The sequence below is a fragment of the Streptomyces sp. NPDC001714 genome, assembly GCF_042892755.1.
In the GTDB taxonomy this organism is placed as follows: Bacteria; Actinomycetota; Actinomycetes; order Streptomycetales; family Streptomycetaceae; genus Streptomyces.
On sequence record NZ_JBIAUL010000039.1, the window covers coordinates 1 to 22,349 of the forward strand.

Genomic DNA, 22,349 nt, shown 5'->3' on the forward strand with positions numbered 1-22,349 from the left:
CGCCGCTGCCGAAGACGGTGTCCGGGAAGATCCGCCGGATCGAGCTGCGCGAGGCCACGGCCGCCGGCTCGGCCGCCGAGTACCGCGAGGAGGACTTCCGGTGAGCTCGTCGTACACGCACGGCACGAGCGGCACCACGCTGCTCGGGGACACCATCGGGGCCAACCTGGACCGGGCGGTCGCGGCCTGGCCGGACCGCGAGGCGCTGGTGGACGTGGAGACCGGCAGGCGCTGGACGTACGCCCGGTTCTCCGCCGACGTCGACCGGTTGGCGTACGCGCTGCTGGCGAGCGGGGTCGCCAAGGGCGACCGGGTGGGCATCTGGGCGGTCAACTGCGCCGAGTGGGTGCTGGTGCAGTACGCCACCGCCCGGATCGGCGCGATCATGGTCAACATCAACCCGGCCTACCGCACCCACGAGGTCGAGTACGTCCTCAACCAGGCCGGGATCTCCCTGCTGTTCGCCTCACTGCGGCACAAGACCAGCGACTACCGGGCCATGGTGGAGGAAGTGCGGGGAAGGTGCCCGCAGTTGAGGGAGACGGTCTACATCGGGGACCCGAGCTGGGAGGCACTGACCGATCGCGGGACGGCCGACCGGAGCGACGAACTGGCGACCCGTACGGCCGAGTTGTCCTGCGACGACCCCATCAACATCCAGTACACCTCGGGCACCACCGGCTTCCCGAAGGGCGCCACGCTCTCCCACCACAACATCCTCAACAACGGTTACTTCGTGGGGGAGTTGATCGCCTACAGCGAGCAGGACCGGATCTGCATTCCCGTTCCCTTCTACCACTGTTTCGGCATGGTCATGGGGAATTTGGCCGCCACCTCGCACGGCGCCTGCATGGTGATCCCGGCCCCGTCCTTCGATCCGAAGGTCACCCTGGAGGCGGTCCAGCAGGAGCACTGCACCTCGCTGTACGGCGTCCCGACCATGTTCATCGCGGAGCTGAACCTCCCCGACTTCGCGTCGTACGACCTGTCGTCTCTGCGCACCGGCATCATGGCGGGCTCGCCCTGCCCGGTCGAGGTGATGAAGCGGGTGGTCGCCGAGATGCACATGGCGGAGGTCTCCATCTGCTACGGCATGACGGAGACGTCCCCGGTCTCGCTCCAGACCCGGATCGAGGACGACCTGGAACACCGCACCGGCACGGTCGGCCGGGTGCTGCCGCACCTGGAGGTCAAGGTCGTCGACCCGGCCACCGGGGTCACCCAACCCCGCGGCACCGCGGGCGAGTTGTGCACCCGCGGCTACAGCGTGATGCTCGGCTACTGGAACGAGCCGGAGAAGACGGCGGAGGCCATCGATGCCGGGCGCTGGATGCACACCGGCGACCTGGCCCTGATGCGCGAGGACGGGTACGTCGAGATCGTCGGCCGCATCAAGGACATGATCATCCGGGGTGGCGAGAACATCTACCCGCGCGAGATCGAGGAGTTCCTCTACGCCCACCCCAAGATCCGGGACGTCCAGGTGGTCGGGGTGCCGCACGAGAGGTACGGCGAGGAGGTCCTGGCCTGCGTCATCCCGCGCGACCCGGCCGCCCCGCCCACCCTGGACGAACTCCGCGCCTTCTGCGAGGGCCGCCTGGCCCACTACAAGGTGCCGAGCCGCATCCAGATCCTCGACGACTTCCCGATGACGGTGTCGGGGAAGGTCCGCAAGATCGAACTGAGGGAGACGTACAGCAGCGCCCCGTGAGCAAAGGCGCCCCCTAGGGGCGCTGGGGGTGCCCCCGGCCGAAGACTGGGGGAGGAACTGCGCGAGCAGCCCCCACCGGCCCGCAGGTACTCACCTACCTGAGCCGCGCAGTTCATCGGCGTGCTCATTCACGGGTTGCGGCGTCCCCGTGAAGTCCAGCACGAACAACGGCACCCCCAGAGCGTCGGCCCGCTCCCGAGCCTCCTCGGCGTACCCCGCAAGGGAGAAGTACACGCACCCCGAGTCCTCCGTCATCGCCGTCAGCCACAGGCACTCCACGTCCCGCCGCGAGGCCGGCTGCACGGTCGGGTCCACCTGGGCCACCAGACCCCGGGCGGCCAGCCCGATGCCGGACGGCGGCCGCTGGTCGGCCCGCCGTATGTCCCGGTAGCCGAGCCAGCGCAGATAGAGCGCGGCCGCGGTGACCGCGTCCCGGGCGGTGCGGATCGTCACGGGATGGAAGGCGGCCCCGGACTCGGGCTCGGGCTCCGCCGGCGGCGCGGACACGCCGCCGGCGACCGCGATGCGCAGCACCGCCCCGCACGGGCAGCCCAGCTCCGGCTGCGGCCACTGGTCCCGGCGGCCGCAGGAGCCGCAGCTCACCGTCACCCAGTCCGCGTCCCACGCGCGATGCGCCACCGGCGTCGGTCCGGCCGCGCCGTCGAGGCTCGGGGTCACCGGCGCGCCGCAGGCGCACGGGTACGACGGCGCGGTGTAGACGTGCTCGCGCCGACAGGCCGGACAGCGCACCGGCACGCTCTCGGACATGGCCCCCACCTCAGGCGTCGCGTCGGTTCAGCCGTCCCATGGTGCTCCCGCCGGGGGCCGGTTGTCCGTCCCTTGACGACGTTCGTCGCCGCACCTACATTGATTTCAGATAGTAGAAGTTGCTTTCCGTAATACGGAAAACTGAAGACGATGCTCACCGCGGGGCGCGACGGGAGCAGGCATCCGACAGTCGAAAGCAGGAGTTCTCGATGGCTCGTATGACCGCTGCCCGCGCGGCAGTTGAGATCCTCAAGCGCGAGGGCGTCACCGACGCGTTCGGTGTGCCCGGCGCGGCGATCAACCCCTTCTACGCGGCGCTCCGGGCCTCCGGCGGCATCCACCACACCCTCGCCCGCCACGTCGAGGGCGCCTCGCACATGGCCGAGGGCTACACCCGTACGCACCCCGGCAACATCGGCGTCTGCGTCGGCACGTCCGGTCCGGCCGGCACCGACATGATCACCGGTCTGTACTCGGCCGCCGGCGACTCCGTCCCGATCCTCTGCATCACCGGCCAGGCCCCGACCGCGGTGATCCACAAGGAGGACTTCCAGGCCGTCGACATCGCCTCGATCGCGGGCCCGGTCACGAAGATGGCGGTCACCGTGCTGGAGGCGGCGCAGGTCCCGGGCGTCTTCCAGCAGGCCTTCCATCTGATGCGCTCCGGCCGCCCGGGCCCGGTCCTGATCGACCTGCCGATCGACGTGCAGCTCACCGAGATCGAGTTCGACCCGGAGACGTACGCGCCCCTGTCCGTCTACAAGCCGGCCGCCACCCGCGCCCAGATCGAGAAGGCGATCGGGATGCTGAACGCCTCGGAGCGCCCGCTGATCGTCGCGGGCGGCGGGGTCATCAACGCGGACGCCGCCGAACTCCTCGTCGAATTCGCCGAACTGACGGGCACTCCGGTCGTCCCGACCCTGATGGGCTGGGGCGTCCTCCCCGACGACCACGAGCTGAACGCCGGCATGGTGGGCCTGCAGACCTCGCACCGCTACGGCAACGCGACCTTCCTGGAGTCCGACTTCGTCCTCGGCATCGGCAACCGCTGGGCCAACCGCCACACCGGCAAGCTGGACGTCTACACGGCCGGCCGCACCTTCGTCCACGTGGACATCGAGCCCACCCAGATCGGCAGGATCTTCGCCCCCGACTTCGGCATCGCCTCCGACGCGAAGGCGGCCCTGGAGCTCTTCGTCGAGGTGGCACGGGAGTTGAAGGCGTCGGGCGGTCTCCCCGACCGCTCGCGGTGGGCGGCCTCGGCGCAGGAGAAGAGGGCGACCCTCCAGCGCCGTACCCACTTCGACGACATCCCGATCAAGCCGCAGCGCGTCTACGAGGAGATGAACAAGGCCTTCGGCCCGGAGACCCGGTACGTCTCCACGATCGGCCTCTCGCAGATCGCCGGCGCCCAGATGCTGCACGTCTTCAAGCCCCGGCACTGGATCAACTGCGGGCAGGCGGGCCCGCTCGGCTGGACGATCCCGGCCGCGCTGGGCGTGGCCAAGGCCGACCCGGAGGCGTCCGTCGTCGCCCTCTCCGGCGACTACGACTTCCAGTTCATGCTGGAGGAGCTGGCGGTCGGCGCGCAGCACAAGATCCCGTACGTGCACGTCCTCGTCAACAACTCCTACCTGGGCCTGATCCGACAGGCGCAGCGGGCGTTCGACATCGACTTCCAGGTCAAGCTGGAGTTCGAGAACATCAACTCGCCCGAGCTGGGCGTCTACGGCGTCGACCACGTCAAGGTCGCCGAGGGCCTGGGCTGCAAGGCGATCCGGGTGACGGACCCGGCGGAGCTGGGCGCGGCCTTCGAGGAGGCCAAGAAGCTGGCCGCCGAGCACCAGGTGCCGGTCGTGGTGGAGGCGATCCTGGAGCGGGTCACCAACATCTCCATGTCGACCACCAACGACATCTCCGACGTCGTCGAGTTCGAGGAGATCGCGACCGAGCCGGGGCACGCTCCGACCTCGATCAGGACGCTGAAGGTCTGAGCCGGCGCAGACGAGAGCGGGCGGTCCATCCGGGGGGATGGGCCGCCCGCTTCGTGTCGTCGGTGACTCGGTGCCCGCCGCCCCCGTGCCGGCGGGCACCGTGTGACGTGAATATGCCCGCTGACTGGGGCGGTTGAAGCATCCTGAACATGGTTCAGAGCTTTATTTGAGGATTCGCCGGTGCCTTCGTCCCGGTACGTCAGCTTTCGCGGCGCATCAGCTTTCGGGATGCTCGGTCAGTCCCGGCCAGTCGTCCGGGCCGCCGCCCTGCCACTCGATGAGGTCGCTGTCCTCGACCTCGATCCGGTCCAGGTCGGCCATCCGCAGGATCTCGACCACGTCGTCGAGGTGGGAGGCGATCCCCAGGGTCACATCGCCCTCGGTGACCCGCCGGGAGCCGTCCAGGGCCGGGGCGTGCACGACGATGTGCGGGAACTCCGTCGGTGGATGTGCAGTCATGCCACAAGACTCCTGCGGCGGGGACGGAAGCGCACGCCGAAGCGCCGGACGCGGGCGGTTCCGCATCCGGCGCTCAGGGAGTCCGTGAGGCTCTCTTCGGCTGTGGCCGTCCGACGGCGCGAGGCTGGGCGCGACAGGACGTTCGCGCCGCCGGACGGGGCTCAGGGAGTGTGGCTGGGACCGCGGCGGGTGCGACGGAGCCGGGGGGCGTCCTTCCCTCTGGTCGAGAAGAGCGCTCGGTTCCTTCACCACCGCACTGGCTCGCACGCCGCCGCGGTCCTCGCCCCGCCCGCGCGCCGCCGACCGGCCACCCCTCATCCGGGCCGGTCGGCCGCCGCGGGCCGCCTGTGGGGTCAGTCCTCGCGCAGGGCGCGGACCGCCTCTGCCACGCGCCTGCCGTACTCCGGGTCGGCGGCGTGGAAGTGGGCCGGGTACTTCTCGATCACGCCGTCGCGGGAGACCTGCGAGAGGCTGCCGGCGTGGCCCCTTCGTGGAGCCCAGGATCGGAACCGCTGGGCGTCAACAGTTTGTTGAAGTGGTTTCCGGGCGGTGCCGGCGCCTGGGCGCGACAGGACAGGTGTCGGCACCGGCACCGCCCGGAAGTCATGTGGTCCGGCTCAGACCCGTGCGCCGGACAGGCGCTCCACCGCGCGCAGCAGCGCCGAGTGGTCCAGGCCGCCGTCGCCCTGCGCACGCAGGGACGCGACCAGTTGCGCCACCACGGCGCCGACGGGCAGGGCGGCGCCGACGTTGCGGGCCGCGTCCGTCACGATGCCCATGTCCTTGTGGTGCAGGTCGATCCGGAAGCCCGGCCTGAAGTCGCGGCTGAGGAAGTTGTCCTTCTTCCGCGTCAGCACCGTCGAGCCGGCCAGACCGCCGTTCAGCACGTCCAGCGCGGCCGTCAGGTCCACGCCGGACTTCTCCAGGAAGACCACGGCCTCGGCGCACGCCTGGATGTTCACGGCGACGATCAGCTGGTTGGCGGCCTTCACGGTCTGGCCGGAGCCGTGCGGACCGCACAGCACGATGGTCCTGCCCAACGCCTCGAAGATCGGCTTCGCCGTGTCGAAGTCGGCCTGCTCGCCGCCGACCATGATGGAGAGCACGGCCTCGACCGCACCGGCCTCACCGCCGGACACGGGCGCGTCGAGCACGCGGATGCCCTTGTCCTGCGCCGCCTTCGCCAGGTCGACGGAGGTCTGCGGGGTGATGGACGACATGTCGATGAGCAGCGCGCCGGGCCTGGCGTTCGCCAGGATGCCGTCCGGGCCGTACGCGATGGCCTCGACCTGCGGCGACGCGGGAACCATGGTGATGACCACGTCCGCGTCCCGCACCGCCTCGGCGATCGAGGCGGCCGCGGTGCCGCCGGCGGCGGCCAGCCGGTCCAGCTTGTCCTGCTCCAGCGTGAAGCCGGTGACGTCGTAACCCGCCTTGATCAGGTTCTCGGACATGGGGGAGCCCATGATGCCGAGGCCTATCCAGGCGATCTTGGGGTGTGTGTTGCTCATAGGGGGTGCCTCTCTGGATACGTCGGTCACACAGCCCGTCCGGCGATCGGGGACGAGGCCGTTCAGGCCGCAGCGGGGGTCCGGGGGCGGCAGCCCCCGGGGACGGTCACGTCAACGGGCGGCGCGCTGCTCCACCGGCAGCCAGCCGAAGGCCTCGGCGCCCGGCGAGGCCCCCGCCTTGTACTCCAGGCCCACCCAGCCGTCGTAACCGGCCTTCCTCAGTTGGTCGAGGAGGTCCGCCAGCGGCAGCGACCCCGTGCCCGGGGCGCCGCGGCCCGGGTTGTCGGCGATCTGGACGTGGCCGGTCTTCGCTGCGTAGCGCTCGATCACCGACGGCAGGTCCTCGCCGTTCATCGACAGGTGGTAGAGGTCCATCAGGAAGCGGGCGTTGCCGAGTCCCGAGGTCTCGTTCACCTTGTCGACGACCGCGACCGCGGCCGGCGCCGACACCAGCGGATACCGCGGCGACTCCGGCTCGTTGAGCGCCTCGATCAGCAGGACCGCCCCGTTGCGGTCGGCCGCCTCCGCGGCGCTGACCAGGTTCTCCAGGGCCAGCGCGTCCTGTTCGGCCGGGTCCACGCCGGCCACGCGGTTTCCGTACAGGGCGTTGAGCGACCGGCAGCCCAGGGCACGGGCGAAACCGGCCGCCACGTCGATGTTGGCGCGGAACCTCTCCGACTCCTCGCCCGGGACCGACAGGGCGCCCCGGTCGGGGCCGGGGAGTTGTCCGGCGTAGAAGTTCAGGCCGGTCAGCCGGACGCCCGCGGCCGTGATCGCTCGGCGCAGCGCGTCGAGTTCCGACCGTGCGGGAGTGGGGGAGTCGACCCAGGGCCACCACAGCTCGACCGCGGTGAAGCCGGCCGCGGCGGCGGCCGCGGGGCGCTCCAGGAGCGGGAGTTCCGTGAAGAGGATCGACAGGTTGACGGTGAAGCGCTGCTCTGCAAATCCCATGGGGGTGGGCGCTCCCTTCCACTATCTCTATTCCACATGGTGGAAGTTGATTTCTGCTTAATGGAAGACTGCCTGTGGCCGGGGAGGGCTGTCAAGAGCGCCCGCGCAAACAGGCGCCCTACCCTGAAGGCATGGCTCGGTCCAACGACGAGGTAGCCGCGCTGCTCCAGGAGTACGCGGACCTGATCTCGATCACCGGCGGAGACGCGTTCAGGACGCGGGTCTACGAGAAGGCCGCCAGGTCGGTCGGCGGCCACCACGCCGATGTCGCCACGCTCGACCTCAAGGGGCTGCAGGAGATCCCGAACGTCGGGAAGTCGATCGCCCAGAAGGTCCGCGAGTACTTCGACAGCGGCACGGTGGCCGCCGTCGAGGAGCTGCGGGCGAAGATCCCGGACGGGGTCCGGCGGCTGACGGCCGTCCCCACCCTCGGCCCGAAGAAGGCCATGGCGGTCTACGAGGAACTGGGCGTCTCGTCGGTGGACGAACTCGCCGCCGCCATCCGCGACGAACGGCTGCGCGACCTCAAGGGCTTCGGGCCGAAGACGGAGGAGAACATCCTGCACGGCATCGAACTGCTCCGGTCCTCCGGCGGGCGGGTGCAGATCGACGTGGCCACGGAGCTGGCCGAGGACATCGTCGGCGCGCTCTCCGCCGTGACCGGCTGCAGGCGGTGCGCGTACGCCGGCTCGCTGCGCCGGATGCGGGAGACCATCGGCGACATCGACATCCTCGCGGCGGCGACGGAGTCGGCACCGCTCATGAAGGCGTTCACCGGGCTGCCGTACGTCACCGAGGTCATCGGGCAGGGCGGGACCAAGACGTCCGTCCGCACCGGCAAGGGCCTCAACGTCGACCTGCGGGTCGTGCCGCCGGACTCGTGGGGCGCCGCGCTGCAGTACTTCACCGGCTCCAAGGCCCACAACATCCGCACCCGCGAGATCGCGGTGCGCCAGAAGCTCAAGCTCTCCGAGTACGGCCTCTTCGACGTCGAGAGCGGCGAGAAGATCGTCTCCGAGACCGAGGAGGAGGTGTACGCGCGCCTCGGCCTGCCCTGGATCCCGCCGCCGCTGCGCGAGGACCGCGGGGAGATCGAGGCCGGACTCCGCGACGAGCTGCCCGAGCTGGTCACCGAGGCCGACCTGCGCGGCGACCTGCACACCCACACCGACCTCACCGACGGGCTCGCCCCGCTGGAGGAGATGGCCGCGGCGGCCGCCCGGCGCGGTTACGCCTACTACGCGATCACCGACCACGCGCCCGACCTGGCCATGCAGCGCATGACCGACGAGCGGATGCTGGCCCAGCGGGAACGGGTGCGCGAGCTGGACGGCACGTACCCCACCAAGGGCCGGCGTGGCGGGCTGCGGCTGCTGCACGGCACCGAACTGAACATCGGTCCCGAGGGGGAGGTGGACTGGCCGGACGACTTCCTCGCCGGGTTCGACCTGTGCGTGGCTTCCGTGCACTCGCACTTCAACCAGGCCCGCGAGCAGCTGACCAGGCGGCTCGTGCGGGCCTGCGAGAACCCGTACGTCAACGTCATCGGCCACCCCACCACCCGCCTCATCGGCCGGCGGCCGGGCATCGACGCCGACCTCGACGCGCTCTTCGCCGCCTGCGCCCGCACCGGCACGGCGCTGGAGATCAACGCCCACCCGGACCGCCTCGACCTGCGTGACGAGGACATCCTGCGGGCCCGCCGGCACGGCGTGAAGTTCGCCGTGAACAGCGACGCCCACGCCGTCCCGCACCTCGCCAACATGCGCTACGGCATCGGCACCGCCCAGCGCGGCTGGCTCACCGGGGACGACGTGATCAACACCTGGCCGGAGCGGCGGCTGCGGGGCTTTCTGCGCAAGGGCCGGTGATCCCGGAGGGCTGCCCGAACATCGGCCCCGCGCGTTAGGTTGAGCGCGTGCGATTGAGAGTGGAGTTCACGACCGAGCCCTTCGACCTCGACGAGGCCCCCGCGCACGCGCTGGTCGCCCGTGAGGTCATCGAGGCGGCCGAGCTGGACGCGGTGGACGTCGGGCCGTTCGGGAACACGGCGGAGGGTGGCTCCGACGCGGTGCTCACCGCCGTGGACGCGCTGCTGCGCAGGGCCCTGGAGGCCGGGGCCACCCGGATCTCGCTCCAGGTCAACGTGGTGGAGGGCGACGTCAAGTGACCGGAAACCGGGACGAACCCTTCATCACCGCCGTGAAGCCGCTGGTCGACGCCATGGGTGGGGAGATGCTCCCGCCCGACGAGGCCGGCGCCGACGACGTCGTGCTCGCCTGGGAGGGCGTCGACGTGGTCGCCGTACGGCTGCCACAGCTCGCGGACTCCCTCGACCACATCCTGGCCGCCATGGAGCGAAAGCAGGGCAAGCCGCTGGCCGACCTGGACCGCAAGGCGAAGCAGGAGGTCGTGCGCATACTGGAGGCGCGTGGCGCCTTCTCCGTACGGCACGGTGTGGAGACCGTGGCCGGCGCGCTCGGGGTGAGCCGGTTCACCGTGTACAACTACCTGAACCGCGAGAAGGACAGCTGACCCGCGGGCACCGCCCCGGAGCGACCCGGCGCCGCCCCGGAAGTGACCCAGGGCGCGCCGGTAGACCCGGGGACGCGCCGGAAGTGACCCGTGGGGTGCGGGCGGGGGGTTGTTACGCGGAATTTTCAACAAAGTGTTGACGCTGGGTTCCGGAGGGCGTTAGCTAACGGCAGCCCGTTCAGCACGAAGGCCGCACACGGCCACGGAGGCTCCCGTGACGTCGACTTCCACGCCCCCGGGTCTGGCCCGGTTCAACGAACTGGAGGAGCCCGCGGCGCTCGCCGCCCTCCACGAGGCGTGCGCCTCCACGGCCTGGGCCCGGCGCCTGCTCGCCGCCCGCCCCTATGCCACCCCCGAGGCCCTCTACACCGCCAGCGACGCCGCCATGGTCGAGCTGACCGCGGCGGACCTGGCTCAGGCCATGGCCGGGCACCCGCCGATCGGCCGCCCCAGGCCGGGCGACCCCACCTCGGCCCGGGAGCAGTCCGGCATGGCCGGCGCCGCGGACGACCTCAAGGCGGAGATGCTCGAACTCAACCTCGCCTACCAGGAGCGGTTCGGCCACGTCTTCCTGATCTGCGCCACCGGCCGCACCGGCGAGGAGATGCGGGACGCGGTCAAGGAACGGATCGGCAACCCGCCGGAGCGGGAGCGGGAGATCGTCCGCACCGAGCTGGGCAAGATCAACCGCATCCGGCTCGCCCGACTCGTCGAAGAGGACGCCTGACACCATGAGCACCAGCACCACCGCCTCCGTGTCCACACACATCCTGGACACCAGCATCGGCCGCCCCGCCGCGGGCGTCGCCGTCCGGCTCGCGGCCCGTCGGGGCCGGGACGCCGACTGGCAGGCGCTCGGCGGGAGCGGGACCGACGCGGACGGCCGGTGCAAGGACCTTCCGGACCTGCCGGAGGGGACGACACACGTGCGGCTCGACTTCGCCGTCGAGCCGTATTTCGAAGAGAAGACCGCGAAGAAGCAAGCCGATGCGCAGCAGGACGCCCCCGCGAATCGGGACAGTGGACCGGCCGTGTTCTTCCCGGAGGTGGCGATCACGTTCGCCGTCGTACCGGGCGAGCACTACCACGTACCGCTGCTGCTCAACCCGTTCGGCTACTCCGTTTACCGAGGGAGCTAGCTCATGCCCACCATTCTGGGACAGAACCAGTACGGCAAGGCCGAGAACCGGGTCGTCAAGATCACGCGGGACGGTGCCACCCACCACATCAAGGACCTCAACGTCTCGGTGTCGCTCTCCGGCGACATGGACGAGGTCCACTACTCCGGCTCCAACGCCAACGTCCTGCCGACCGACACCACCAAGAACACGGTGTTCGCGTTCGCCAAGGAGCACGGCATCGAGTCCGCCGAGCAGTTCGGCATCCACCTCGCCCGCCACTTCGTGACCTCGCAGGAGCCGATCCACCGGGCCCGGATCCGCATCGAGGAGTACGCTTGGGAGCGCATCGAGGCCTCGGGCGCCAACTCCGGGTTCATCGGCGCGGACGAGGTCAAGCACTCGTTCGTACGCAAGGGCCAGGAGACCCGGCTCACCCAGATCACGTTCGACGGTGAGTCGTGGGAGGTCGTCTCCGGCCTCAAGGACCTCGTCGTGATGAACTCGACCAACTCGGAGTTCTGGGGCTACGTCAAGGACAAGTACACGACGCTCCCCGAGGCGTACGACCGCATTCTGGCCACCCAGGTCTCCAGCCGCTGGCGGTTCAACTGGACCGACGACGAGCAGAAGATGCCCGACTGGGAGAAGTCCTACGAGCAGACGAAGAAGCACATGCTCCAGGCCTTCGCCGAGACGTACTCCCTCTCGCTGCAGCAGACGCTGTACCAGATGGGTTCGCGCATCATCGACAACCGCGGCGAGATCGACGAGGTCCGCTTCTCGCTGCCGAACAAGCACCACTTCCTGGTGGACCTGGAGCCGTTCGGTCTCAAGAACGCCACCGAAGACGGTGCCGTGTACTACGCCGCCGACCGGCCCTACGGCCTGATCGAGGCGACCATCCTGCGGGACGGCTGCGAGGCGAAGATCCCGGTGGACCTCACCAACCTCTGACCTTCTCTTTTTCGGCACCCGCGGCCGGGGAACCAGGCGTCTTCGGGCTTCCCGGCCACGGCACTCAAATCCCCGGGGTCCTGCCGTGCCCTCACCACGAGTCCACTGAGCGAAAAGGACGAATCATGGCAGCAGACCAGCGCATCGTCATCGAGAACTGTTCGATCGCGACCGTCGACGCCCACGACACCGAGTACCCGAACGGGTACGTCGTCATCGCCGGCAACCGCATCGAGTCGCTCGGCGCGGGCCGTGCTCCCGAGGGCCTGGAGAACGTCGTACGGCGGATCGACGCCACCGGACACCTGGTGACCCCCGGCCTGGTCAACACCCACCACCACTACTACCAGTGGATCACCCGGGGCCTGGCCACCGACCACAACCTCTTCAACTGGCTGGTCGCGCTGTACCCGACCTGGGCGCGCATCGACGAGCCCATGGTGTACGCGGCCGCGCAGGGCTCGCTCGCCATGATGGCCCGCGGCGGTGTCACCACCGCGATGGACCACCACTACGTCTATCCGAAGGACTCCGGCGACCTGTCCGGCGCGATCATCCGTGCCGCCCGCGAGACGGGCGTCCGCTTCACCCTCGCCCGCGGCTCCATGGACCGCAGCGAGAAGGACGGCGGCCTGCCCCCGGACTTCGCCGTCGAGACCCTCGAAGGCGCCCTCGCCGCCACCGAGGCGACCGTCGAGGAGCACCACGACCCCTCCTTCGACGCGATGACCCAGGTGGCCGTCGCGCCCTGCTCGCCGTTCTCCGTCTCCACCGAACTCCTGCGACAGGGGGCCGAGTTGGCCCGCCGGCTCGGAGTGCGCCTGCACACCCACGGTTCGGAGACCGTCGAGGAGGAGCAGTTCTGCAAGGAGCTGTTCGGGATGGGCCCGACCGACTACTTCGAGTCCACCGGCTGGCTCGGTGAGGACGTGTGGATGGCGCACTGCGTCCACATGAACGACTCCGACATCGCCGCGTTCGCCCGCACGAAGACCGGCGTCGCCCACTGCCCGTCCTCCAACGCCCGCCTCGCGGCCGGGATCGCGCGTGTCCCCGACATGCTCGCCGCCGGCGTCCCGGTCGGCCTCGGCGTCGACGGCACCGCGTCCAACGAGTCCGGCGAACTCCACACCGAACTGCGCAACGCGCTGCTGATCAACCGCCTCGGCGCGCACCGGGAAGCGGCCCTGAACGCCCGCCAGGCACTGCGCCTCGGCACCTACGGCGGCGCCCAAGTGCTGGGCCGTGCGGGCCAGATCGGCTCCCTCGAACCCGGCAAGCTCGCCGACCTGGTCCTCTGGCGGCTGGACACCCTCGCCCACGCCTCCATCGCCGACCCGGTGACCGCCCTGGTCTTCGGCGCGGCCGCCCCGGTCACCGCCTCCTTCGTGAACGGCCGTCAGATCGTCGAGGCGGGCCGCCTGCTGCACGTCGACGAGGACGCGATCGCCCGCGCCACACGGGCCGAGGCCCAGCGGCTGGCCGAGATCGCCGGACGGTAACCCCACTCCTCTGCAAGGCACCTGAGCTCCGGTCGGGAGGGACGGCTCCCGGCCGGTGGCCGTGGCCCCGGAAAGGGTCCACGGCGGCCGTCTCCCGGGCGCGCGCTGCCCTGCGCGCGCCCGGGATCGGTCACCGTCCTCCTCCCGGGTCCCGCACGACCTGGATCACGCACCACCTCCCTGAAACCCGCGCCAGAGCCGCCGCGTAACCGACCGGAGGAGAGCCGCAGTGCAAGAAGTGCATCCCGTCGACGAGAAACTCCCGCCCCTGAAAATGGCGACCACCGGCCTGCAGCACGTGGCCGCCATGTACGCCGGGGTGGTCGCCCCGCCCCTGATCGTCGGCGCGGCCATCGGCCTCACCGGCACCGAACTGACCTTCCTGACCGCCGCCTGCCTCTTCACCGCGGGCCTCGCCACCTTCCTCCAGACCCTCGGTGTCTGGAAGATCGGCGCCCGGCTGCCCTTCGTCAACGGCGTCACCTTCGCCGGGGTCGCCCCGATGACCGCGATAGCCGCGTCCACCCACGACAAGTCCGACGCCCTGCCGGTCATCTTCGGCGCGGTGATCGTCGCCGGCCTCCTCGGCTTCCTCGCCGCCCCCTTCTTCAGCAAGGCGATCCGCTTCTTCCCGCCCGTCGTCACCGGCACGGTCATCACGCTCATCGGCGTCTCGCTGCTTCCGGTCGCCTTCGGCTGGGCCCAGGGCCCCGACCCGACGGCGAAGGACCACGGTTCGGTCAAGTACCTGGCGCTGGCCGCCGCGACTCTCGTCCTCGTCCTGCTCCTTCGCCGTTTCACCCACGGCTTCGTCAAGCAGATCGCCGTGCTGATCGGCCTGGTCGCCGGCACGGTCGTCGCGATCCCGTTCGGCGTCACCGACTTCGGCCCGGTCGCGGACGCGGACGTGATCGGCTTCCCGACGCCCTTCCACTTCGGCGCCCCGCAGTTCCAGATCGCCGCGATCCTCTCCATGTGCGTGGTGATGGTGGTCTCGATGACCGAGTCGACCGCGGACATGCTGGCGCTGGGCGAGATCGTCGAACGGCCCGCCGACGAGCGGACGATCGCGGCCGGGCTGCGCGCCGACACCCTCGGCTCGGCGATCAGCCCGCTGTTCAACGGGTTCATGTGCAGCGCGTTCGCGCAGAACATCGGCCTGGTCGCGATGACCCGGATCCGCAGCCGGTTCGTGGTCGCGGCCGGCGGCGGCTTCCTGGTGCTGATGGGGCTGTGCCCGATGGCCGCCTCGCTGATCGCCGTCGTACCCCGGCCGGTCCTGGGCGGCGCGGGCGTGGTCCTGTTCGGCTCGGTGGCGGCCAGCGGTATCCAGACCCTGGTCAGGGCCGGCCTGGAGAAGGACGAGAACGTCCTGGTCGTTGCCGTCTCCCTCGCCGTCGGCATCATCCCGATCACCGAGCCGGACTTCTACCACGCCTTCCCGGAGACCGCCCGGATCGTCCTCGACTCGGGCATCTCGACGGGATGTGTGGCGGCGGTGGTGCTGAACCTGGTCTTCAACCACCTGGGCCGGCAGCGCGCGGGAGCGAGGGGCACGACGGAGGCCGCCGTACCGCTCGCGGCACCCCAGTCGATCCCGTGACCTCGGCTGTGGGGCGCGGGATGCGGTAGGAAGTCCCTGTGAGCCGACGGGGGAGTGCGTCATGAACGAGTCGGGCCGTGTGGAGGCCTTCAGCGACGGGGTGTTCGCCATCGCCGTCACCCTGCTCGTCCTGGACATCAAGGTGCCGAGGACCGCGGAGGGCGAGAGTCTGTGGCAGGCGCTGGGCGCCCAGTGGCCGTCCTACGCCGCCTACGTGGTGAGCTTCCTGGTCGTCGGGATCATGTGGGTCAACCATCACCAGCTGTTCAGCTATGTCGCCAGGGTCGACCGCACGCTGATGTTCCTGAACCTGCTGGTGCTGATGGTGGTCTCCGCCGTGCCCTGGCCGACGGCGATGCTCGCCGAGTATCTGCGGGAGGACGCGTCCTCGCACGCGGCGGCGGCCGTCTACAGCCTGGTGATGGTCCTGATGGCGGCCGCCTTCCAGGCCCTGTGGTGGCATCTCACCCGGACCGGCCACCTCTTCGACGCCCGCGTCGACGTCGAGGCCGCGCGTGCCACCCGCGCCCGCTTCGCGCTCGGCTCACTCGGCTACCCGATCACGGTCGGTCTGGCCTTCGTCTCCGCGCCGCTCACCCTGGCCGCACACGGCCTGCTCGCCCTCTACTACGGCTTCAACCAGGTACCGGTCCCGACCCGCCCGGACCAGGCCACGCCGTGAGCCTCGCGAGCGGCTCCGCCTGCCCCGCGGGGGCGGGGATCCGGGCTCAGCCGCGCCGGTTCGCCTGGCAGGGGCTGAGCGCGGGGAGCCGTCCGGTGACGTACGAGCGGGGCGGGACGCCCATCAGGTCGCGGAAGTCGGTCGTCATGTGCGCCTGGTCGAAGTAGCCCGCGGCGGCCGCCAGTTCGGACCAGCGGGCGCTGCCCGCCCGGGCGGCGACCGTGCGGACCCGGTCGATACGGGCGAAGTGCTTCGGGGAGACACCGACGCCGTCGGCGAACAGGTTCCGCAACTGGCGCTCGCTGACGGCCAGTTCGCGGGCCACGTCCCGTACCTGCGCGGGCGCCCGGTCCAGCCGTACGGACAACGCGTCCACGCCCGCCCGCAGCAACGCCGTCCGGCCCGCGTCCGTCCGCTCCGACAGCAGCCCGGGCAGCACCTCGGTGATCCGCGGCAGCGCCTCCAGGGGGTTCAGCCACCGCACCTCACGGGCGAACCGGCGCGCCGCCCCGCCCGGCAGCCCGTCCAGCGGCACCACCCGGCCGACCAGCCCGGCGGCCGGCACACCCAGCAGGGGCCGGGCGGTGCCCGGTGCGAGGACCAGCTCCACGCACGAGATGTGGGGCTTCCCGCCGTGGTAGGTGGCCCGCACCCGCGGCCCGACCGCCAGCACGTCACGCTGCCCGTCCGCCGTCACCCGCAGCACCACTTTGGTCAGCGCGTCCGGCAGATGGACGAACGTCCCCTCGGGGGGCTCGGCGAAGGACATGGTCCGTATCCCGGCGACCCATGGGCGCAGCACGTCGGGGACGGTCGCGAGCGGCTCGGCGATGGTCATCGGCACCCCTCCACCGTAAGCGACCTGTCCCGGCCTCCGGGCGGGCCTGCCGTGCCGGAATTTCCAAGAGGCGGGCGCTCCGGCAGGCCCATCGTGGACCGCATGATTCTGGTGACGGGTGCCACGGGCACCATCGGAAGTGACGTCGTACGACAGCTGTCCGGGCGCGGCGCGAAGGTGCGGGCGCTCACCCGCGACCCGGCGCGGGCGACGGTGCCCGCCGGGGTGGAGGTGGTGCGCGGGGACTACACCGACCCCGCGTCCCTGGAGGCCGCGCTGGCCGGTGCGACGGCCGCGTTCCTGCTCCGGCCGGCCGGCCCCGACGAGGGGCAGGACGCGGCACTGGCCGCCGCGGCCCGGGCCGCGGGCGTGGAGCGGCTGGTGAAGCTCTCCGCCATCGCCACCGGTGACTCCGCGTCAGGCCCCTCCGCACAGTGGCACGGAGCCGGCGAGCGGGCCGTGCGGGACAGCGGGCTGGCCTGGACGGTGCTGCGGCCGTCGTCGTTCGCTTCCAACACGCTGACCTGGCTTCCGGCCCTGCGTACGGGCGAGCCGGTCCCGAACATGACCGGGGACGGCGCCTCGGGCGTGATCGACCCGCGCGACATCGCCGAGGTGGCGGTGCGGGCCCTGCTCGACGCCGGGCACGCGGGGCGGACGTACACCCTGACCGGTCCCGAGGCGATCACCGTCCCCGACCAGGCCGCCGTGCTCGCCGAGGTCCTGGGCCGCCCGGTCCCGACCCGGGACCTGTCCCCGGACGAGACCCGTGACTTCCTCCGCGAGGCCTGGGGCATGGCGGGGGCCCAGGTGGACGGAGTCCTGACCGGCCTGGCGTTCGTCCGCTCCGGTGGCAACGCGGTGGTCACCGAGGACGTCCGGGAGGTGCTCGGCCGGCCGGCGCGGACCTATCGGGCGTGGGCCGAGGACCACAGGGCGGCGTTCGGCGCGTCCTGAGCGGCGGGGCGAGCCGAGGCGCCCTGCCGTGGGCCCGGCCCTCGCCTGGCCATGGCGGTCCTCGCCCGGCTTCGGCGGTACTCGCCTCGTCCGGCTTCGGCGGCGCTCGTCCGGCTTCGTCGGCCCTCGCCCGGCTCCGGCGGTCCTCGCCCGGCTGTGGCGGCACTCGCCCGGCTTCGGCGGCCGCCGCACGGCCATGGCGCAGCCGCCCGTCTTCGGCGGCCCTCCCCTGGCTTCGGCGGCACATGCCCGGCTATGGCGGCTGCCGCCCGGCCATGGCGGCGCTGCCCAGCTTCGGCGGAACGCGCCCGGCTATAACGGCCAACCCCCCGGCTATGGCGGCGGTCGCCCGGCTATGGCGGCCGCCGCCCGGCCATGGCGGCGCTGCCCGGCTCCGGCGGCCCCGCCCGGCTTCGACCCCCCGGCCCGGTTCAGGCGCGGCGAGGCCGCAGTGCGACCGCCGCCAGCCCCAGGGCCCCCGCCGCGATCACCGCTGCCACCCGGAACGCCAGCCGGTAGCCCTCCGCCGTGGCCGGCACGAGTTCGGCGCCCGCCTGCAGCAGGCCGTCGGTACGGCTCGCCGCGAGGGTGGACAGGGCGGCGAGGCCCAGTGAACCGCCCACCACCTGCGTGGTGTTGAAGAGCCCGGAGGCCAGTCCCGCGTCCTCCTCGCGGGCGCCGGCCATGGCGAGGCCGGTGAGCGGGGGCATCGCCGCGGCGAAGCCGGCCGCCATGAGCAGCATCGGGGGCAGCACGTCGGCCGCGTACGAGCCGTCGGCGGGCGCCCGGCTCAGCAGGGCCATCCCCACGGTGATGAGGACGAGCCCGGCGAGGAGCACACGGTACGCGCCGAAGCGGGCGGTGGTGCGCGCCGACAGCCCCAGCATCAGGACGCCGATCGCGAGCGGTGCCGGGAGGAAGGCGAGACCGGTGTGCAACTCGCCGTAGCCCAGCACGCGTTGGAGGTAGAGCGCGCCGAGGAACTGGAAGCCGTACATCGTCGCGATCATCAGGATCTGCACGCTGTTCGCGCCGCTCAGCGTCCGGGAGCGCAGCATCCGCAGGCGCAGCAGCGGGTGCTCGGCCCGGGCCTGGCGGACGGTGAACGCCACGAGGAGCGCGAGGGCGAGCGCGGCCAGGAGCAGGGTGGCGGCCGGGTCCCGGTCGCCGGAGCCGACGATGACGTAGACGGTGAGCATCAGCGCGCCGGTGACCAGGGCCGCCCCCGGGCCGTCGGCGCCCCTGCGGAGTCCGGCGCCGGGCTCGCGGGCCAGGATCCGTACCGCGGCGAGCCAGGCCGCCAGACCGATCGGCAGATTGATCAGGAAGATCCAGTGCCAGCTCAGCGCCTGCGTCAACGCCCCGCCGAGGAAGGTGCCGAGGGTGGCGCCCACCGACCCCACCGCGCTGAACACCGCGATGGCGCGGGCCTGTTCCCGCGGCTCGGGGAAGAGCGACACCAGCATGCCGAGCACGACGGCCGAGGTCATCGCCCCGCCCGCGCCCTGCACCGCCCGCGCCGCGATCAGCGCGCCCTGGCTCGTCGCCAGCCCGCACGCCACGGAGGCCGCGGTGAACACGGCGAGCCCGGCCGTGAACATCCGCTTCCGGCCGACCAGATCACCCAGACGGCCGAAGAGCAGGAGCAGTCCTCCGAACGGGATCAGATAGGCGTTCACCACCCAGGCAAGCCCCGGACCGCTGAAGCCCAGGTCGCGTTGGACGGCCGGCATCGCCACCGTGACGATGGTGCCGTCCAGGATCGTCATCAGCGCGCCCGCGCACAGGACGGCGAGAGCCGCCCGGCGCGGGTATGTTCGAGAAGGAGTCACCGGTGCGGCCGGTGTGCCGGTCGTGGTCGACATGGCCTTCTGGCCTCCGCAATCGCCGTAGCTCGCCAGGGACATCAACAGGAACCGATCGTGCGCAAGGTGCACGACTTGTAACGGGGTTCATGGTGAGTGACCATGAGAGGACGGCGTAAGGAGGCAGCTCGATGTCCCAGAGGAACACCGGTGTTACCAGCCAGGTCGTGAACGCGCAGGCCTGCCCCGTCCGCGAGGTTCTTGACAGGGTGGCCGGCAAATGGAGCGTGCAGATCCTGGTCGCGGCCTCGCACGGCCCCATCCGCTTCACGGAGCTGGAGCGTGGCATCGAGGGCATCAGCCGCCGGATGCTGACCCTCACCCTGCGCAACCTGGAGCGCGACGGCCTGGTGACCCGCACGGTGTATCCGACCGTGCCCCCGCGGGTGGAGTACGACCTCACGCCGGTGGCACTGGAGTTGCACGAGACTTTGCAGCGGCTGACCGAATGGGCCGAGCACAACCGCCACTACATCGCGCAGGCCCGCGCGGTCTACGACGCCGAGCACCAGCCGGAACTGCTCGACGTGTAGACGGCCGTGCAGACGGCGCGGACCGTGTCAGAACCCGAACAGCTCCGGCGCCGAGGTGAGTTCCTTGAAGATCTCGCGCGGATCGGCGACCAGCTTCCGGGCCTTCAGGTCCAGCAGCCCGCCGACCGCGTCCACCTCGGCGGCCAGCGTGCCGTCCGCCTTGGTGATCTTCTGGAGTATCCGGAACGTCTTGCCGCCGCTCCACTCGAACGCGCAGGTCACATCGACCTCGTCACCGGCGAGCAGTTCCCGTTTATAACGGATGGTCGTCTCCAGCCCCACCGGACCCACGCCCCGCCCGATCAGCTCGGCCTGCGTGACCCCGGCCGCCTGGAGCAGCGACCAGCGGGCGTGCTCGGCGTAGTTGATGTACACCGCCTGGTTCACATGGCCCTGCACATCGGTCTCGTAGCCACGGACCGTGACGCGGACGGAATACGGTTCGCTCACGACTTCCCCTTCTCGTGTACGACGCACTGATCCTTTGCCGGCATCCTGACACGCCCGTCACACCCGGCGCGGCGATGCCAGCAGATAGCGCGTTCTGGTACGCGGCTCCGTGTACTCGCCGGCCTGCCAGCCCGCCCGCTCCAGGGTGGCGGCGCACGCCCGCAGGGGCTCGCCCTCCGGCGCGTACACCGCGACCGCCTCCGGCTGCGGGGTCGCCCGCACCCGGTAGCCGGGGGTGTCCGGCCCCTCCGGCGGGTGTCCGGCGGCCTCCAGGGCAAGTGCGGCGGCCCGCACCAGATGCGTACGCTCCCAGCCGCACGGCCGGTCCGTGGCGCCGTCGGGGTTGGTCATGCGGCGCAGTTCGAGCAGTCCCTGCCAGGCGCTGTGCACCTCACGCGCCCGGGCGGGTCCGGAGTCGGCCTGCTCCTCGCCGCCGACGCGTGCGGCGAAGCCGTGGGCCGGCTCGGGTTCCGTGGCGGCCGGGGGCTGCGAAGCCTCCCGTATCCGATGCCCGGCCGGGGTCAGGAAGTGGTCGTGCGGCGGGCGCGGATGCCGGAAGGCGAGGCCGCGCTTCACCAGTGCCGTCAGCTGCGCCTCCGTACCCCGCAGCCGCCCGGTGACCGGGTCGGCGGCGTCGATGATCCGGCGCTGCGCGGCGGTGGGCGGTCGGGTCACGATGCTCCTCCCCGGTGGTCCGCGGTCCGGAACCGCCTGGTGAGCGGTCCGTTCGAAGACTACGACCAGGCACTGACAAGGCGGTCCCGCTACCCGCTGGGCCGGATGTTCCAGCCCGCGATCACCGGCCGGTCGTGCTCCGTGCCCAGCCGGCACAGCGTCCCGGTCGCCAGCTGGAACAGGGCCCCGGCGGACGGCGCCAGGCCGAGTCGGCGGGCGGTCAGGACGCGCAGGAAGTGCCCGTGGGCGACCAGCAGCACGACACCCTCGGTGTTGGCGAGGGCCGCCTCGACCTTGGAGAGCATCCGGTCGGCCCGCTCCCCGACCTGCTCCGGGCTCTCCCCGGGGTGGTCCGGCGGGCCGGGCGCGACCCCGTCCGTGAACAGGAACCAGCCGGGCCGGGTGCGCTGGATCTCCATGGTGGTCACGCCCTCGTAGCCGCCGTAGTCCCACTCCCGCAGGTCGGCGTCGACCCGGGCGTCGGGCACGCCGATCAGCTCCGCGGTCTCGCGGGCCCGCTGGAGCGGGCTGACGAAGGCGGCACCGATGCGGTGCGAGCGGATCAGCGGCACCAGCCGGCGTGCCTCGTCCCTGCCGTGCTCGGTGAGCGGCACGTCGGTCCACCCGGTATGCCGTCCGGACCGCGACCACTCGGTCTCACCGTGCCGGACGAGAAAGACATCAGCCATACGTCAGAGGCTAAGAGCCCAGCGCTCCAGTTCGGCGAAGTCACGCGCCCGCAGGCCGTGCCGCGGATCCACCGGAAGGAGCAGTGCGGGCCCTGCGTGGTGCTCGGCGACATGGCGGACGTCGAGTTCGGTGACCATGTCGTCCACCCACACGAACGGCCGCCCGGCCGCCCACGCCACGACGGTCCGCGTCTTCCAGTACAGGCCGTCCGGATCCTTCGCGAACGGCTCCGGCCACTCGATGACGGGCAGCTCGGGCAGCCCGACGACCGGCCCGATCATCTCGTTGGCCTGGTGCGTCCAGGTGGTGGCCCAGGCGAGTTCGTACGGCAGCGCGAGCAGCCGGGCCCCGTGCCCCGGATGCAGCCGCACCCGCAGCCCCCGGCGCAGCGCGCGGGAGCCGGGCCGCTGGCGGGCCGACCAGTTGGCGGGGTGCAGCCTGCGGGTCACGTACCCGCGGTGCCGCAGGAACCGGGCCCGGAACGGGTTCAGGGGGCCGTCGACGTCGAGGAGGAGCAGAGGCCGCTGGGTCATGGGGACGGCATACCCGG

The 22,349-nt window shown here is 71.4% G+C and carries 23 protein-coding genes and 1 pseudogene; 13 read left to right on the forward strand and 11 right to left on the reverse strand.

What is annotated here, in order from left to right; all coding sequences use genetic code 11:
* Positions 1–100: 100 nt before the first annotated feature.
* Entirely contained in the window at positions 101–1,711 is a 1,611-nt protein-coding gene (locus tag ACFY0P_RS49335) for an AMP-binding protein (RefSeq protein ID WP_388929061.1), read from the forward strand.
* A gap of 90 nt (positions 1,712–1,801) precedes the next feature.
* On the opposite strand, the gene ACFY0P_RS49340 is transcribed toward ACFY0P_RS49335, so the two are convergent.
* Positions 1,802–2,479, reverse strand: coding sequence for a hypothetical protein (locus ACFY0P_RS49340; RefSeq protein WP_388929062.1), 678 nt, complete (start codon positions 2,477–2,479; stop codon positions 1,802–1,804).
* 209 nt (positions 2,480–2,688) lie between these two features.
* Here ACFY0P_RS49340 and gcl point away from each other — a divergent pair, with 209 nt between their 5' ends.
* Positions 2,689–4,473 (forward strand): glyoxylate carboligase, encoded by a 1,785-nt coding sequence (gcl, locus tag ACFY0P_RS49345; protein ID WP_388929063.1) that lies wholly within the window; start codon positions 2,689–2,691, stop codon positions 4,471–4,473.
* 216 nt (positions 4,474–4,689) lie between these two features.
* Here the strand turns inward: gcl and ACFY0P_RS49350 are convergent, their stop codons facing one another.
* From ACFY0P_RS49350 to ACFY0P_RS49365, 4 genes and pseudogenes are all read right to left on the reverse strand, one after another.
* On the reverse strand, positions 4,690–4,932 hold the full coding sequence (locus ACFY0P_RS49350) for a hypothetical protein (RefSeq protein WP_388929064.1): 243 nt from the start codon (positions 4,930–4,932) through the stop codon (positions 4,690–4,692).
* Between the two features lie 353 nt (positions 4,933–5,285).
* Positions 5,286–5,411: pseudogene (locus ACFY0P_RS49355) on the reverse strand (catalase-related domain-containing protein); the annotation flags it as partial.
* Between the two features lie 138 nt (positions 5,412–5,549).
* A complete protein-coding gene (locus ACFY0P_RS49360; RefSeq protein ID WP_388929065.1) occupies positions 5,550–6,443 on the reverse strand; it encodes a 2-hydroxy-3-oxopropionate reductase in 894 nt (297 codons plus the stop codon).
* 111 nt (positions 6,444–6,554) lie between these two features.
* Positions 6,555–7,394 (reverse strand): TIM barrel protein, encoded by an 840-nt coding sequence (locus ACFY0P_RS49365; protein ID WP_388929066.1) that lies wholly within the window; start codon positions 7,392–7,394, stop codon positions 6,555–6,557.
* Between the two features lie 131 nt (positions 7,395–7,525).
* On the opposite strand from ACFY0P_RS49365, the gene polX reads away from it, so the two are divergent.
* From polX to ACFY0P_RS49410, 9 genes are all read left to right on the forward strand, one after another.
* The gene (gene polX, locus ACFY0P_RS49370) at positions 7,526–9,265 is read left to right on the forward strand and encodes a DNA polymerase/3'-5' exonuclease PolX (RefSeq protein WP_388929067.1); all 1,740 of its coding nucleotides are present in this window, start codon (positions 7,526–7,528) and stop codon (positions 9,263–9,265) included.
* A gap of 47 nt (positions 9,266–9,312) precedes the next feature.
* Entirely contained in the window at positions 9,313–9,564 is a 252-nt protein-coding gene (locus tag ACFY0P_RS49375; RefSeq protein ID WP_388929068.1) for a hypothetical protein, read from the forward strand.
* Positions 9,561–9,929 carry a helix-turn-helix domain-containing protein gene (locus ACFY0P_RS49380; RefSeq protein ID WP_388929069.1) on the forward strand — a complete coding sequence of 123 codons (369 nt, stop codon included), beginning with the start codon at positions 9,561–9,563 and terminating at the stop codon, positions 9,927–9,929. Before ACFY0P_RS49375 ends, ACFY0P_RS49380 begins: the two co-directional genes overlap by 4 nt.
* Positions 9,930–10,143: 214 nt before the next feature.
* On the forward strand, positions 10,144–10,656 hold the full coding sequence (uraD, locus tag ACFY0P_RS49385; RefSeq protein WP_388929070.1) for a 2-oxo-4-hydroxy-4-carboxy-5-ureidoimidazoline decarboxylase: 513 nt from the start codon (positions 10,144–10,146) through the stop codon (positions 10,654–10,656).
* A gap of 4 nt (positions 10,657–10,660) precedes the next feature.
* Positions 10,661–11,068, forward strand: a complete 408-nt coding sequence (gene uraH / locus ACFY0P_RS49390) for a hydroxyisourate hydrolase (protein ID WP_388929071.1) — start codon at positions 10,661–10,663, stop codon at positions 11,066–11,068.
* Positions 11,069–11,071: 3 nt separating this feature from the next.
* Entirely contained in the window at positions 11,072–12,004 is a 933-nt protein-coding gene (pucL, locus tag ACFY0P_RS49395) for a factor-independent urate hydroxylase (protein WP_388929072.1), read from the forward strand.
* Between the two features lie 125 nt (positions 12,005–12,129).
* On the forward strand, positions 12,130–13,506 hold the full coding sequence (locus tag ACFY0P_RS49400; protein WP_388929073.1) for an 8-oxoguanine deaminase: 1,377 nt from the start codon (positions 12,130–12,132) through the stop codon (positions 13,504–13,506).
* 274 nt (positions 13,507–13,780) lie between these two features.
* Entirely contained in the window at positions 13,781–15,109 is a 1,329-nt protein-coding gene (locus ACFY0P_RS49405; RefSeq protein WP_388929115.1) for a nucleobase:cation symporter-2 family protein, read from the forward strand.
* 61 nt (positions 15,110–15,170) lie between these two features.
* Positions 15,171–15,791: a TMEM175 family protein gene (locus ACFY0P_RS49410; protein WP_388929074.1), complete on the forward strand. Its 621-nt coding sequence runs from the start codon at positions 15,171–15,173 to the stop codon at positions 15,789–15,791.
* Between the two features lie 46 nt (positions 15,792–15,837).
* Here the strand turns inward: ACFY0P_RS49410 and ACFY0P_RS49415 are convergent, their stop codons facing one another.
* The gene (locus ACFY0P_RS49415; RefSeq protein ID WP_388929075.1) at positions 15,838–16,629 is read right to left on the reverse strand and encodes a helix-turn-helix domain-containing protein; all 792 of its coding nucleotides are present in this window, start codon (positions 16,627–16,629) and stop codon (positions 15,838–15,840) included.
* A 93-nt stretch (positions 16,630–16,722) separates the two neighbouring features.
* On the opposite strand from ACFY0P_RS49415, the gene ACFY0P_RS49420 reads away from it, so the two are divergent.
* Complete coding sequence (locus tag ACFY0P_RS49420; protein WP_388929076.1) at positions 16,723–17,586, forward strand: NAD(P)H-binding protein; 864 nt, start codon at positions 16,723–16,725, stop codon at positions 17,584–17,586.
* A 431-nt stretch (positions 17,587–18,017) separates the two neighbouring features.
* Here the strand turns inward: ACFY0P_RS49420 and ACFY0P_RS49425 are convergent, their stop codons facing one another.
* Positions 18,018–19,451 carry an MFS transporter gene (locus ACFY0P_RS49425; RefSeq protein ID WP_388929077.1) on the reverse strand — a complete coding sequence of 478 codons (1,434 nt, stop codon included), beginning with the start codon at positions 19,449–19,451 and terminating at the stop codon, positions 18,018–18,020.
* A 131-nt stretch (positions 19,452–19,582) separates the two neighbouring features.
* Here ACFY0P_RS49425 and ACFY0P_RS49430 point away from each other — a divergent pair, with 131 nt between their 5' ends.
* On the forward strand, positions 19,583–19,984 hold the full coding sequence (locus ACFY0P_RS49430) for a winged helix-turn-helix transcriptional regulator (RefSeq protein ID WP_388929078.1): 402 nt from the start codon (positions 19,583–19,585) through the stop codon (positions 19,982–19,984).
* Positions 19,985–20,011: 27 nt separating this feature from the next.
* On the opposite strand, the gene ACFY0P_RS49435 is transcribed toward ACFY0P_RS49430, so the two are convergent.
* The 4 genes from ACFY0P_RS49435 to ACFY0P_RS49450 form a co-directional block, all read right to left on the reverse strand.
* Positions 20,012–20,434: an acyl-CoA thioesterase gene (locus ACFY0P_RS49435; protein ID WP_388929079.1), complete on the reverse strand. Its 423-nt coding sequence runs from the start codon at positions 20,432–20,434 to the stop codon at positions 20,012–20,014.
* A 57-nt stretch (positions 20,435–20,491) separates the two neighbouring features.
* Positions 20,492–21,109 (reverse strand): hypothetical protein, encoded by a 618-nt coding sequence (locus ACFY0P_RS49440; RefSeq protein WP_388929080.1) that lies wholly within the window; start codon positions 21,107–21,109, stop codon positions 20,492–20,494.
* 89 nt (positions 21,110–21,198) lie between these two features.
* Entirely contained in the window at positions 21,199–21,798 is a 600-nt protein-coding gene (locus ACFY0P_RS49445; RefSeq protein WP_388929081.1) for a histidine phosphatase family protein, read from the reverse strand.
* 3 nt (positions 21,799–21,801) lie between these two features.
* A complete protein-coding gene (locus ACFY0P_RS49450) occupies positions 21,802–22,332 on the reverse strand; it encodes a hypothetical protein (protein WP_388929082.1) in 531 nt (176 codons plus the stop codon).
* Positions 22,333–22,349 lie beyond the last annotated feature (17 nt).

Coding starts and splice junctions, on each gene's coding strand:
- ACFY0P_RS49340 (WP_388929062.1), bottom strand. CDS start 2,479: ATGTCCGAGAGCGTGCCGGTGCGCTGTCCGGCCTGTCGGCGCGAGCAC.
- gcl (WP_388929063.1), top strand. CDS start 2,689: ATGGCTCGTATGACCGCTGCCCGCGCGGCAGTTGAGATCCTCAAGCGC.
- ACFY0P_RS49350 (WP_388929064.1), bottom strand. CDS start 4,932: ATGACTGCACATCCACCGACGGAGTTCCCGCACATCGTCGTGCACGCC.
- ACFY0P_RS49360 (WP_388929065.1), bottom strand. CDS start 6,443: ATGAGCAACACACACCCCAAGATCGCCTGGATAGGCCTCGGCATCATG.
- ACFY0P_RS49365 (WP_388929066.1), bottom strand. CDS start 7,394: ATGGGATTTGCAGAGCAGCGCTTCACCGTCAACCTGTCGATCCTCTTC.
- polX (WP_388929067.1), top strand. CDS start 7,526: ATGGCTCGGTCCAACGACGAGGTAGCCGCGCTGCTCCAGGAGTACGCG.
- uraH (WP_388929071.1), top strand. CDS start 10,661: ATGAGCACCAGCACCACCGCCTCCGTGTCCACACACATCCTGGACACC.
- pucL (WP_388929072.1), top strand. CDS start 11,072: ATGCCCACCATTCTGGGACAGAACCAGTACGGCAAGGCCGAGAACCGG.
- ACFY0P_RS49400 (WP_388929073.1), top strand. CDS start 12,130: ATGGCAGCAGACCAGCGCATCGTCATCGAGAACTGTTCGATCGCGACC.
- ACFY0P_RS49405 (WP_388929115.1), top strand. CDS start 13,781: ATGGCGACCACCGGCCTGCAGCACGTGGCCGCCATGTACGCCGGGGTG.
- ACFY0P_RS49410 (WP_388929074.1), top strand. CDS start 15,171: ATGAACGAGTCGGGCCGTGTGGAGGCCTTCAGCGACGGGGTGTTCGCC.
- ACFY0P_RS49415 (WP_388929075.1), bottom strand. CDS start 16,629: ATGACCATCGCCGAGCCGCTCGCGACCGTCCCCGACGTGCTGCGCCCA.
- ACFY0P_RS49425 (WP_388929077.1), bottom strand. CDS start 19,451: ATGTCGACCACGACCGGCACACCGGCCGCACCGGTGACTCCTTCTCGA.
- ACFY0P_RS49430 (WP_388929078.1), top strand. CDS start 19,583: ATGTCCCAGAGGAACACCGGTGTTACCAGCCAGGTCGTGAACGCGCAG.
- ACFY0P_RS49445 (WP_388929081.1), bottom strand. CDS start 21,798: ATGGCTGATGTCTTTCTCGTCCGGCACGGTGAGACCGAGTGGTCGCGG.
- ACFY0P_RS49450 (WP_388929082.1), bottom strand. CDS start 22,332: ATGACCCAGCGGCCTCTGCTCCTCCTCGACGTCGACGGCCCCCTGAAC.